Annotated in this window: 11 protein-coding genes; 4 read left to right on the forward strand and 7 right to left on the reverse strand. The window is 39.5% G+C overall.

Translation table 11 applies throughout. The annotated features are described in order from the left end of the window. Positions 1–246: 246 nt before the first annotated feature. A complete protein-coding gene (locus NR125_RS04220; RefSeq protein WP_256814753.1) occupies positions 247–441 on the forward strand; it encodes an alpha/beta-type small acid-soluble spore protein in 195 nt (64 codons plus the stop codon). A 99-nt stretch (positions 442–540) separates the two neighbouring features. Further along, the gene (locus tag NR125_RS04225) at positions 541–666 is read left to right on the forward strand and encodes a hypothetical protein (protein ID WP_019381574.1); all 126 of its coding nucleotides are present in this window, start codon (positions 541–543) and stop codon (positions 664–666) included. 68 nt (positions 667–734) lie between these two features. Here the strand turns inward: NR125_RS04225 and NR125_RS04230 are convergent, their stop codons facing one another. The 5 genes from NR125_RS04230 to NR125_RS04250 all read right to left on the reverse strand — a co-directional run bounded on the left by NR125_RS04230 (position 735) and on the right by NR125_RS04250 (position 6,114). Further along, entirely contained in the window at positions 735–1,646 is a 912-nt protein-coding gene (locus NR125_RS04230; RefSeq protein ID WP_071156875.1) for a COX15/CtaA family protein, read from the reverse strand. Positions 1,647–1,815: 169 nt separating this feature from the next. After that, the gene (menC, locus tag NR125_RS04235; protein WP_019381572.1) at positions 1,816–2,925 is read right to left on the reverse strand and encodes an o-succinylbenzoate synthase; all 1,110 of its coding nucleotides are present in this window, start codon (positions 2,923–2,925) and stop codon (positions 1,816–1,818) included. Between the two features lie 12 nt (positions 2,926–2,937). After that, positions 2,938–3,756 carry a GNAT family N-acetyltransferase gene (locus tag NR125_RS04240; RefSeq protein WP_256814754.1) on the reverse strand — a complete coding sequence of 273 codons (819 nt, stop codon included), beginning with the start codon at positions 3,754–3,756 and terminating at the stop codon, positions 2,938–2,940. Positions 3,757–3,828: 72 nt separating this feature from the next. Next, complete coding sequence (locus tag NR125_RS04245) at positions 3,829–5,211, reverse strand: YjiH family protein (RefSeq protein WP_256814755.1); 1,383 nt, start codon at positions 5,209–5,211, stop codon at positions 3,829–3,831. A 48-nt stretch (positions 5,212–5,259) separates the two neighbouring features. Continuing rightward, on the reverse strand, positions 5,260–6,114 hold the full coding sequence (locus NR125_RS04250) for a MurR/RpiR family transcriptional regulator (RefSeq protein ID WP_256814756.1): 855 nt from the start codon (positions 6,112–6,114) through the stop codon (positions 5,260–5,262). Between the two features lie 509 nt (positions 6,115–6,623). Here NR125_RS04250 and NR125_RS04255 point away from each other — a divergent pair. Next, complete coding sequence (locus NR125_RS04255) at positions 6,624–8,264, forward strand: PTS transporter subunit IIBC (RefSeq protein ID WP_256814757.1); 1,641 nt, start codon at positions 6,624–6,626, stop codon at positions 8,262–8,264. 2 nt (positions 8,265–8,266) lie between these two features. Next, a complete protein-coding gene (locus NR125_RS04260; RefSeq protein WP_009331139.1) occupies positions 8,267–9,052 on the forward strand; it encodes an endonuclease/exonuclease/phosphatase family protein in 786 nt (261 codons plus the stop codon). Between the two features lie 35 nt (positions 9,053–9,087). On the opposite strand, the gene NR125_RS04265 is transcribed toward NR125_RS04260, so the two are convergent. Then, positions 9,088–9,270 carry a GNAT family N-acetyltransferase gene (locus tag NR125_RS04265; protein ID WP_256814765.1) on the reverse strand — a complete coding sequence of 61 codons (183 nt, stop codon included), beginning with the start codon at positions 9,268–9,270 and terminating at the stop codon, positions 9,088–9,090. A 63-nt stretch (positions 9,271–9,333) separates the two neighbouring features. After that, the gene (locus NR125_RS04270) at positions 9,334–10,308 is read right to left on the reverse strand and encodes a proline dehydrogenase family protein (RefSeq protein WP_009331142.1); all 975 of its coding nucleotides are present in this window, start codon (positions 10,306–10,308) and stop codon (positions 9,334–9,336) included. Between the last annotated feature and the right edge of the window lie 540 nt (positions 10,309–10,848).

Consider the following 10,848-nt stretch of genomic DNA (forward strand, 5'->3'; position numbering starts at 1 on the left):
AGAATTAATATAAATTTAATGTTATATTATCTAACATCATTTAATTTAATCCTTATTTTACTCTAAATTTTATAGAAGTCAATCTGTTTTTAGAAAATTTATAATTTTTGTGTTATATAATCTGACATGAATTTTATTATCAGATTATAACGATTGGCAATTTTATAGTTGCATCTGTTTTTCATTAATCGGATAAGTTAAAAACGAGCATTAATTTGCTCAAATAATCGTGGGGAGTGATGTATCATGGCAAGAAACAAACTATTGGTACCCGGTGCAGGAAATGTATTGGATCAAATGAAACAGGAAATCGCCAATGAGTTTGGAGTTCAGCTTGGTGCTGATACGACATCACGAGCAAACGGTTCTGTCGGCGGGGAGATGACAAAGCGCCTTGTCGCAATGGCAGAACAGCAGCTTAAAAACCAGCAAAATCAGTAGAGGATGTTTTTTTGCTGGACTTAACCGGCCCTGCCCATGGGCCGGTTAATAAAAAAATGGTTTCACTCAAAAGCTTAATTACCAAACGGAGGCATACTTATGACCAACAAAAATGATAACCGCGAAAGAAAAAACAAATATCCTAAAAACCAAAAACAGGATACGGAATTCTCAAGAGAGGCAGATATCAGAAGCGAAATGACAAAAAAAGATCTGCAAAAATAAAAAGTCTCACACAAAAAAGGCACGTCACTTGACTGCCTTTTTTTGGGTGGTTGTTATTCATTCTTAATTTAACCAAAATACTTCTGATTACGGGTTATTTTCCCTGGAGTAATCACCCTACTTAATCGTGATACAAAAACTCCTGCCTCAAAAACAATTGCAAATAACACTGTCCCAAAAGCAAGATGGATAACGGCCCAGGATATTTCAATGTAACTTATAATGGTAAGAATTCCGATAATGATTTGGATTAAAACAAGCAAGGAGGCAGCCATGAGCCGATTCTGCAACCCAGCCTCCCATTTATTTTTAAATGAAAGATACGTAAGAATAAATATGTAAAATGCCACAACTCCAGCCAGAATCCTATGTCCGGTCTGGACCATTGCAGGAATAGATACAGGCATAAAACCATTTGCACATTCAAGCCATCCGCATGACAATCCGAATGATTCATGCTTAATATAAGCACCAAGGAATAAAGTAAGAAGCGTCACAATCAGCAATCCGTTAAATTTATTTTGCAAACTATTATCTTTTCCGAATACAGCAAGTGATCGCTGTTCATCAGCATTTCGCCAGATCCAGATCAGTGCGGCCAGGAAAAGCATAGCTACGATTAGGTGAACAGAGACAACTACAGCAGGCAAATCCATCCAAACCACAGCAGCCCCCAGTAAAATTTGAATTATTAAAAGCACCATCAGTACCTTAGAAACTTTATCAAGTTCTCGCACCGGATTTGATTTTTGAATACTAAAATACAACATTGCCGTCATTATTCCAAGTGCTGCACCGATAACCCTGTGAGCAAATTCAATTAAGGTATCTCCTTCTAATATCGGGATTACCAGACCATTGCATAAAGGCCATTCCGGCCCGCATCCCATGCCTGACTCCGAAGATGCCACATACCCGCCGAATACAATCAGAAAATAGGTAAGGACAATTGTTAAAAATGCCAGCCGCTTTACCTTCAAAGCACACACCCCTTATTTTGCAGCATTTACAATTTTGCAATCAGTTTATCAAAAGCAGGACAAACTTTCGGTGATATGAATCACAAATTTAAGCGGGCCCTAATGCAATTTTCAACATAAGAAAAAAAAAAAACGCCAGAGTTCCCCCTGGCGCAGCTATGCATGTCATTTATTTTGAATAAGTACGGCTATAAAGGGTGACATCCTCTAGTTTAGAACGATTAGGTTCATAGCCTATTCCAGGCCTTTCAGGCACGAATATAAATCCATCTTCCATAGTGACTTCAGGATCGATGATATCTTCCTTCCAGTAATGAGATGATGGCGCTGTATCTCCAGGAAGCGTAAAATTGGACAGCGAAGTAATGGCAATATTGTGCGCACGGCCTATTCCAGCTTCAAGCATTCCGCCACACCACATCGGAATGTTATGATCTTCGCAAAGGTCGTGAATTCTTCTGGACTCTGTCAGTCCTCCAACACGGCCGATTTTAAGATTTATGATTCTGCAGCTTCCAAGCTCAATCGCTTTTCTTGCATCCTCAAAGGTATGTATACTTTCATCAAGGCAAATTGGCGTTTTCAGATGACTTTGAAGCTTGGCATGGTCGATAATATCATCATGATCTAAAGGCTGTTCAATCATCATTAGATTAAACTCCTCCATCCTTTGAAGATGATCAATATCATTAAGTGTATAGGCGCAATTGGCATCAGCCATAAGCTGTATTTCAGGAAATTGGGCACGAATGGATTTTAAAATATGCACATCCCAGCCGGGCTTGATTTTCACCTTAATCCGCCGGTAACCTTCATTTACATAACCTTCAATTTGCTTGAGCATCTTTACTTCCGACTCCTGTATGCCCACACTTACGCCCACTTCTATTTTTTCCTTTACTCCGCCTAAAGCTTTTGCGAGAGAAATCCCCTTCTCCCGGGCATAAAGATCCCAGACAGCACCCTCTAGCGCTGCTTTGGCATTAAAGTTTCCCCTGATAGGCCTGAATGCCTCTGAAACATCATCAGGGTGCCGGATTTCTGATGCAAAAAGGATCGGTATTAAATGATCACTCATTATATGCCAATTTGTTTTAACTGTTTCTTCATTGTATATCGGCTCCATAATGGAAACCGATTCAGCCCAGCCTGACTCGCCGCTTTTTGATTTTACTTCTACCAGAATAAAGTCCTTATCCACTTCCGTTCCGACACTTGTTGTAAATGGATTCAGCAGCTCCATTTTGACGTGCCTTAAAACGATGCTTTTAATGTCCATCTTCCCATTCTCCTAGCAGTATCCCTTTTCTTTTTCCAAGAGATATAAGTATTGGTTTTCCGCGGTTATGTCCCTTATCAGATCCGTTACAATCCAGCCTTTGCTGAGATAATGAACGAATACTTCTTTCGTGCTCTCCCTCCATTTCAAAGCCAATTCAAAATCCCGCTTTTTTATATCTTGAAAATTCCCCGGAACCGGGATAAGAATTTTTTCATTTTCATGAAACAACTGTGTATTATCAGGAAAATAAAAGCCATCCGCCATACCTGTTTCCAATGCCATCGGCAGAACCTCTTCAGACCATTGACGTTCAGGACATTCCCCTTTAATTCGCCACTCCACTACAAATCGGTCTGATGGTATGCCTGCATTCATATGGTCTGACATTTCACCATAAGCATTTTCAATATATTGAGTGCATACCGCACCGAGTTTATGCAGATTGAGATTGGCATTAACCGTTTCAAGCGGGTCATATGTCCACGAAATGAGATCATAGCCTTTCTCAAGCGCTGTCTTTTTTTGAGCATGTTTCAGCTTTTCTCCAATCCCGAACGCCCGGTACTCCTCGTGAACCCCTAGGCTGTGAGAGCAAAGATATACCTTTGTGCCGTCAAAGCCAGGAAAGCTGTATTGAAATCCAATCAGTTCCTCTTCAAGGAAAGCACCTAACACAAACCCGCCATTTTTAACCGTTGCCACCGTATGATTAACCGGCACCGCTTCTTCCACACTCCATATGCGAGTTTCAAGTTCGTATACAGCTTCAAGCTCCTTAACTGTGTGAAGGTTTTTAATTACCAGTGATGTTAATGCTTCTTGCTTCATAACCTTCCCCTTTCCTGCATACCCAAAGATTTTCCGGTCTATATGCTGCCTTTTATGAATGCTATAAAGTTTCTAAAAAATAATATGAGCCACAACTGCTACAATTGGCAGTGTTATAATAGTACGCAGAAGGAAAATTAGAATTAAATCCTTAATGCTGACAGGCAGATTTGAACCTAATAGCAGGCCGCCCATTTCAGACATATATACCAGCTGTGTTACAGAGACACAGGCAATAATAAATCTTGTCATTTCACTTTCAATGCCGCTGCCGATGACAGCTGGAAGGAACATATCTGCAAATCCAACCACCATTGTCTGGGCTGCTTCAGCTGCCTCCGGAATTTGCATCAGGGCCAGGATCGGTTCAAACGGCTTGCCAAGAATAGTAAATGCAGGGGTAAATTCAGCTATTACCAAGGCAACCGTTCCAATCGCCATAACAATTGGCAGTACTCCCATCCACATGTCCAAAACATTTTCAACACCTTCTTTTACAACAGCGGCTGCACTATTATTTGTACGCGCTTTCTTAATAGCATTATTTAATCCCCATTTAACAGGTGTAGTGTGTGTAGGGATATTCGTTTCCGCCTTGAGCTCTGTCCCTTCATAAGCTGTATCCGCTTTCCTTGATAAAGGCGGTATTCGAGGCATTACTATAGCTGCCACCAGACCAGCCAGAATAATCGTTAAATAATAATGAATGAAGTATTGCTCTAAGTTTAAATATTGAATAATTACAATTGTAAAAGTAATGGAAACAACTGAGAAGGTTGTTGCCACCACTGCTGCCTCACGCTTTGTGTAATATCCTTCTTCGTATTGTTTTGTCGTTAACAGGACTCCAATTGTCCCGTCACCTACCCATGATGCCAGACAATCAAGCGAAGAACGCCCCGGCAGCTTAAAAACAGGCCTCATAACTTTGATCAATAATGCACCAAAAAATTCGAGGAGACCGAAATTTAATAGAAGCGGCAGCAATAAACCTGCCAGAAGAAATGTAGTAAATAGTATAGGAATTAAATCATAGATTAAGAGCGCACCCGTATTCTCTGAATATATCGGTTCCAAACCGAACTCAAATAATGTAATAATAGCAAAAACTGTTCCAAATAAACGGGCCGCCACCCAAAACTTGCTCACATTCAGTAATTTGTTCAGATATGGACTGTCCAAGATAAAGCCCGGTTTAAAAATTACTGCTATCAGTGAGCCAATTACTGAAAGAGCCATGATCAAAACTGTAATTGAAGGTATGGAATCTCCCAGTAATCCATTAATTTGATTTGCTAAATAAGCAACGGGGATGGTAATTCCATCAGCTCCTTGAATCGGTACCATAAATAGTAAAACCCCGATTAGAGAAGGAATTAAAAACTTTAAATAGTCCCCAGTTGTGTAGGATGGCCTTTCCTCCTGCTGAATCATCTTCTTTGATAAACTGCTCATTCATTTTGCCCCCTTTATTTCTTGTATTAACTCCCCTGCTGTTCAAACTTACTCAAAAAACCGCTCTTGTTCAGCATATAAGATTTCCAGTTCCTGCTGTCTTTTTGCAATTCTTTCATGATCCCGTTCATCGATACCTGCAATCAGTACCCCCAGTAAACTAATTACGGAAGCTGCCGAATGATGTCCTGAATCCATAAGCTCATCCGTAGTAAGCGTAACTGCTGCCAACTGCCCGATAGGCGACAGCTGGCGGTCTGTTATGGCAATAACCCCGGAATCTTGCCTTTCAGCAAAAGAAGCAAGCTTTAACGCTTCTTTCCGATAGCGAGGAAAAGAAAAAATGACAACGGCCGATTTATCTGTTAAATCACACACATCCTCAGAAAGAAAACCGTTAGGGCCTGAGATATAAACATTTCCCCTTATTTGTTTAAGTGTGTAATAAAACCAGTATGCTGCGGCAAAAGAGCTGCCAAAACCACCAACATAAACCCTGTCTGCACGGATTAATGCATCAATCGCTTTCCAAATTTCCCTTTCATCAACCTGATCAAGCAATTGCCGAAGTATCTTCCTCTCCTGATCAATGACTCTCCTAAACAGATTCTCTTTCGCAGCATTTTCTATGGAAGAGTCATCTTCAAAATAATCCATCTGTTTCCCGGCAAGCCACTCTTTTCTAATTCGATCCTGCATTTGGGAATAACCGCTGAACCCAAGTGCATACGCAAGACGGATGACCGTTGTCTCACTGACTCCTGCATTTTTCCCAACTTGAAATGCTGTTAATAGAACAGCTTCATCAGCATGCTCCAGAATAAATTCAGCAGCTTTCCTCTGTCCTGGTGAGAGTGAGGAATAGCTTTCTTTAATCAACTGGCTCATTGTTTTCTTATCCATGCCGGCTCCTCATGAATAGTGAAGGAAAAACTTCTTATGCAAAGTATAAAGCATGAAATGCTTCTCTAACAAGAAGAATTTCCACTATTCAAAATTATTTTTATCAATATCTATTTAGAAATCTATTCTTCTACATGAAGGGAATCCTTCTTTAAGAGAATTTTAAAGGATGAAATACTTCTTTAGCAAGAGAAAAATGTATTTTTAGTAAAAGAAATTTATTTTTATGCATTTAATCCATAAAGAAACTCTAGGGCATTTTTTTATAGATGTATGACTTGGGAAAATATAAGGGAAAATTCCTTACATATTCATAAAAGATTAAAAAAACATTTTTACGCAAACGGTTGCATCATATTTCTACCCGTGTTATTTTAAGATAATAATAAAGCTAAATAGTATTTTCACGGAATAAATTCATTCATATATCGAAATTTTTTTCGTCAAATTATGAAAATACTTTTTTAGACCATTTAATGAAAGCCCATACAATAAGGGAGAGAAGAACGATGAAAAAACTATTTTCTTTTGATTTCTGGCAAAAGTTTGGGAAAGCATTACTTGTTGTAGTGGCCGTAATGCCAGCTGCAGGTATTATGATTTCACTTGGAAAGCTTGTTGGCATGACGGGTACTGACATCGCATTTGTGCAAGCGATTGCACGAGTGCTGGAGGATATCGGATGGGCCATTATTACAAATCTTCATATCTTATTCGCAGTAGCAATTGGCGGTTCCTGGGCTAAGGAACGTGCAGGCGGAGCGTTTGCAGCTCTTATTGCTTTCATTCTGATTAATAGAATCACAGGCGCCATATTCGGAGTAAAGTCCGACATGTTAGGTAATCCTGAGGCCGCGGTAAAATCCCTGTTTGGACAAGACCTTATTGTCCCGGACTATTTCACTTCTGTTTTAGGCGCACCAGCATTGAATATGGGAGTATTCGTCGGGATTATCTCAGGTTTTCTTGGAGCCAATTTATTTAACAAGTATTATAACTATGATAAATTGCCAAATTCACTTTCCTTTTTCAATGGAAAGCGCTTTGTTCCCTTCACTGTAATTGTCGGCTCTGTTGCAGCTGCGTTGGTCTTATCGATTGTGTGGCCATTTATTCAAGGATTATTAAATGATTTCGGACAATGGATTGCTACATCACGAAATACGGCGCCTGTTATTGCTCCATTTGTTTTTGGTGCACTGGAACGATTGCTTCTTCCATTTGGATTGCATCATATGCTGACTGTCCCAATTAATTACACGGAGCTTGGCGGAACTTACAAAATCCTGACAGGCTCTAATGCAGGTTCAACGGTGGCTGGACAAGATCCGCTATGGCTTGCATGGATTGCTGACCTAAATAACTTTTTGACTGCAGGAGATACAGAAAGCTACAAGCAGCTGCTGAATGATGTTACTCCTGCCCGTTTCAAAGTAGGCCAAATGATTCTATCCGCTGCTGCCCTGCTGGGAATTGCGCTTGCAATGTACCGCAATGTAGATCATGAAAAAAAGAAGAAATACAAATCGATGTTCTTATCTGCTGGTTTGGCAGTATTCCTGACTGGAGTAACTGAACCAATCGAATTTATGTTCATGTTTGCTGCTCCTCTTCTTTATATCGTGTATGCAGTTATGACAGGTCTGGCCTTTGCAATTGTTGATATTATAAATATCCGTGTCCATTCTTTCGGCATCATTGAATTGATTACAAGAACACCAATGATTTTAAAAGCTGGCTTATGGCTGGATCTTGTAAACTTTGTAATTGCCTGTCTAATATTCTTCGGGTTAAACTTTGGTGTTGCCAATTTTATGATCCGAAAATTCAACTTCCCTACACCAGGACGTAATGGAAACTATATTGAAGAAGAAAATACCGCTGCATCATCGGATACTTCAGTTAATAAGAATTCACTAGCCCCAGTGTTAATTGAATTATTAGGCGGAAAAGAAAATATTGAAGATGTTGATGCCTGCATGACCCGCTTGCGTGTCACTGTAAAGGACACTTCATCAGTTGCTGGTGAACAGGACTGGAAGAAGAATGGAGCTTTAGGTCTTATCGTTAAGGACAAAGGCGTTCAGGCAATTTATGGGCCCAAAGCAGATGTCCTTAAATCTGATATACAGGACTTGCTGGGAGCTTAACAATGAAATTATTAACTCTAAACTGCCACTCATGGCAGGAGGATCAGCAGCTGGAAAAAATAAAAATTCTTGCTGAGGCAATTAAAGAGAACCTCTATGATGTCATCGCTCTGCAGGAAGTCAGCCAGCATATCAAAGCCCCTTTGATAGACGGCCATATCAGAGAAGATAATTATGCACTGTTGTTAATTGAAGAATTGAGAAAAATAGGTGTGAAAGATTACGTTTTTAAATGGGATTTTTCACATATTGGCTACGATATATATGAAGAAGGTCTTGCAATCATAACAAGGCATGAAATAAAAGAAGATCAATCATTTTTCATTACAAAAAACCGAGACCAGAAACACTGGAAGACACGGAAAATAGTTGGTATTAAATTACTTCATCAAGATAAGCCTATCTCCTTCTATTCTTGTCATCTCGGCTGGTGGCACGATCAAGAAGAGTCCTATAGATTCCAGGTTGAATCTCTACTTTCAAAAGTCCCAAAGGATGAATCCGCCATTTTAATGGGAGATTTCAACAGCTCCGCTTATGTCCGCAATGAAGGTTATGACTTTCTGACAGGCAATGGGCTCTACGACACTTATGAATTAGCTTCCAGGAAGGATTCTGGTGTTACTGTTAGAGGAAAGATTGCCGGCTGGGAGAACAATAAACATGATATGCGGATTGATTTAATTCTTTCGGCTCAGCCTATACAGCCGAAATATTCTCGGGTTATTTTTAACGGCATACACAAACCCATCATTTCAGATCATTATGGCGTTGAAATTGAAATATAGGCAAAAGTCCCTGACAACTCTGTCAGGGACTCTTTTTACACTCTTAGCTTGTAGATGGGCTCAGGATGGAAGGCCTGAAAGAGCTCACCTGTTGGTTCGAAACCAACTTTCTCATAAACACGAATAGCCGGCTCATCCTCCTTGATGACTGATATGTAGATTTCATTACAAGCATACAGCTCTTTCATTTCCTTTATCACAAGTTTTATAGCCGGTATACCGTACCCTTTTAAGACAAAAAAGCCTCCCTGCTTAAATAAAACAGGGAGACTTTCGCAGTATTATTTCTTCCGTTTCTTTGTCAATCTGCCTAATAGGAAAGCTCCTGCGGCCACACCAATCACAGTATTGGTTTTCTTAGTAAATACCTGCTTGGCAACAAGGTTTAAATTCTGCGGCCTTTCAGCCAGACGCCTCATGAAGTAGCCGTACCAGTCATTCCCAAAAGGTACATAGGTACAGAAATTATAGCCTTCACCAGCAAGCTTCAGCTGCATATCCTTGCGGAAGCCATAAAGCATTTGAAATTCAAATTTCTCTTTAGGGATATTGTTAGCCCTTACAAAATCTTTTATATGATTAATTACTTTATGGTCATGTGTTGCAATAGATGTAAATTTGCCATTCAGCAAATGCCATTCTATTAATTTTATAAAGTTAGCATCGATGTCACTTTTGTCCTGATAAGCAATTTCCTCAGGCTCCTTATAAGCCCCTTTTACAATTCGCAAGCGGAAATCCTTATATTTCATTAAATCTTCTTCAGCACTCAGGAAATAGGCTTGAATAACTGTACCTATGTTATTATATTCTTTAGATAATTCATCCAGTATATCAAAGGAAGGCTGCAAACGCTTAGAGTCTTCCATATCCATATTCACAAAAATACCATAATGGCTTGCTCTCTCTACTATCTCCCTAACATTTTCAAGACAGAAAGAGAAGTCGATATCCAGGCCTAATTGGGAAGGCTTTAAAGATATATGTGCATCCACCTGATTTTCATGAATGGCTTCTATCACTTCAATTATTTGTTTCTTTGCTTCTGCCGCCTCTTCTTTTTTATATACAAATTCCCCGAGGTTATCGACAGTACAAGAGATGCCATGAGCGTTCAGCTCTTTTATGCTTTGAATTGCTTCATCTAAATTTGTTCCCGCAACTACACTCTGCGCTCCCAATTTCAACCCATATTTCTTTGCAGCACTATTCAGAAATTCGTTTTGGGAAAGGCCGATAAACAGATCTTTCAACATAGAAATATCCCCTAACTCTTGTAATTTCACAATGAAATTATAGCATAGATTTTTAATAAAAATTATTTTGTGAATTTTTATATTTTAACGATTCCTTATCACTGTTTCGTTAAAACATTGCAGGGGTTCCCACTTTAAAAGCAACCCCCTGTAAACAAAAAAAGTGCCTGGCTATCGGCAGCCAGACACTTTAAGTATATTTCCGACTGGGTTCGAACCAGCGACCTCTACCCTGTCAAAGTGGCAAACAGTCACTGAAGCAATAAATTTATTATAGAAAATCCCTTACATATCAAGGCTTTAGCAGGAATGAAGTATGTTCTTGTAGGTTTAAAACGGACAGTTGTTGACCGTTTTCGTCAACAATTCGTCAACAACCCCATAATTTAGACCTCTCTTGCAAGTCCTGAATAATACAAATAACAGTTGCCTAATAAAGATGTTCTAATGGTAAAGTTAATTAATGACAGATTATAGACTGCCTCCTAAGCTGTAGGTCGTGAGTTCGAATCTCGCCTGGGACGCTACAAAAGAAAAGCG

The organism is Cytobacillus sp. Bac17 (genome assembly GCF_024519925.1).
Lineage (GTDB): Bacteria > Bacillota > Bacilli > Bacillales > Cytobacillaceae > Cytobacillus > Cytobacillus pseudoceanisediminis.